We start from the raw sequence: 1,922 nt of genomic DNA, 5'->3' as shown, positions 1-1,922 counted from the left end.
GTTGCCGGGAACTGGTAGAAGAGCTCAGGGTCGTCTTCATCCAATCACGCGGCGCAGATCCGAATGATCCCGTCCGGCGAGGTACTGAACAGGCCCACCGGGCCGAGTGCCGCCGTCGTGAGTTCATCGCCTCAGCGCACTGGGCAGCTCTCCCCATGGCACTCCTGCGGTCCCGTGCCTACGATGACAGGGGACCGCTCGGTCCGCTCAGTCACTTTCTTGGGGAAAAGGACCTTACCCATGCCGTTGGCTCGACCTGCCACTCACCATCCGCTTCGAAGGACACGGCAAGGAGTGTGGGCCGCCCTGGTGACGGCCGTCCTGGTGGCTGCCGGCCTTTTCGCCGGCGCGGCACCCGCCTCGGCCGCAACCTACACCTTCAAGGGTGTGGTCAAAGGAAAACTGACAGCAACGGCAACGGCCACTGCGCTTGGCGACGTATGGGTGGGGGCGTACACCAATGACGACCGCGCCTCCTTGGTGGCCGGTGCGTGGTCTGCCCCCGATGGCTCCTACAGCTTTAGCGTGCCGACTGCCGGCAGTTACAAGCTGTGGACCACCTGCAGCAGCGGACCTTGCTCCGCCACCTACGCCGACGAGTGGAACGCGAACCAGTCCAGTTCCTACGGTTCGACGCCGGTTGCCGTCACCGACGCTGCCCCCATCACCACTTTCAACCCGCAGTTGGAAGCCTTCGGCAGCATGAGCGGCAGGGTCACTAATAAGGCTGGCCAGCCCGTGACAGCAGTGTCCGTCTCTGCCTCACCCAACAACGGCGGACAGGTGAGCAGCACCAAGCCTGATGCCAACGGCTACTTCACCCTCACCAAGATTCCGCCCAACCAGGCATACATCAGCGTCCGGGACGAGTCGGGCCAGCGTCTCTACCTGGAACAGTATTGGAACGGCACGGGCACCGTGCATACCTACAGCACGGCTACCGTCCCGCCCGGTGTGCAGTGGACCAACGTGAACTTCATCCTCAAGGATGAAACCCTCATGGAAGCAACTGTCGTCGATCCGGCAGGCGCGCCGATTGCCGACGTCGGGTATGTCCCGTGGGTCTACAACGACGCAACGGGAGCCTGGGACGGACCACAGATGGGTCCGCTTACCTCGGATGCGCAGGGCAAGATCTACTGGCGCATGGCAGTGGGAAAGAAATACAAGCTCTGCGTCTCGGACACGGTTTACGAGGGCACGCCCCGCGAAAAACGCTACAAGGCCGAATGCTACGACAATACGGCCACCAAGGACACGGCCACCGTTCTGACGGCAACCGCTGCCGGCCAGCGTGTAAAGCTGACCATGCAACTGGACGTCGAAGGGCTGTCGCTGGCACCTGGCAGGCCATTCGTTTACGGTTCTGCCCAGGCCGGACAGAAACTGACCGTTGATCCCGGTGTCTGGGGACCGGCTCCGGTGACCCTCGCCTACCAGTGGCAGCGCTCCAAAGACGGCGAGGCCCTTCAGGACATTGCCGGCGCCACCACCACTGCGTACGTGCCCACCGCCGCTGATGCCGGGTACGACATCTGGGCGAAAGTCAGCGGGACCAAGACCGGGTATGCCTCATACTCCACCTCGGTACACGGCGGAAAATCGGGCGCCGATGCCGTCACGGCTTCCAAGCCCTTCACCCTTCTGGGAACGCCCAGCGCCGGGAACACTCTGACCGTTGACCACGGCACCCTGAATCCCGCTCCCGATTTTGGTCCTTACTACGACTGGTTCGTCGACGGCGTGCAGGACTACAGGTCAAACGGGCCGACGTTCCTCCTCCAAGCCTCCGACGCCGGCAAGAAAGTCACTGCCCGGCTGAGTGTCCACGACTGGCCCCTGCAGCCCTATTACGGCCAGGCCACCGTCACCGTCGCTGCCGGGACCTTGACGGCTCCGGTACCGACGATGTCCGGGACGGT

1 protein-coding gene is annotated in these 1,922 nt (G+C 63.5%); it reads left to right on the top strand.

The window, feature by feature from the left end; all coding sequences use genetic code 11:
- Nucleotides 1–240: 240 nt before the first annotated feature.
- The coding region (locus tag EU811_RS22780) for a carboxypeptidase-like regulatory domain-containing protein (RefSeq protein WP_162520273.1) at nt 241–1,922 on the top strand (1,682 nt) is incomplete at its 3' end.

The sequence above is a fragment of the Arthrobacter sp. TS-15 genome, from assembly GCF_006964045.1.
Taxonomy (GTDB): domain Bacteria; phylum Actinomycetota; class Actinomycetes; order Actinomycetales; family Micrococcaceae; genus Arthrobacter.
The sequence above is the reverse complement of the archived record's forward strand: the minus strand, read 5'-3'. Positions and strand labels throughout refer to the sequence as shown.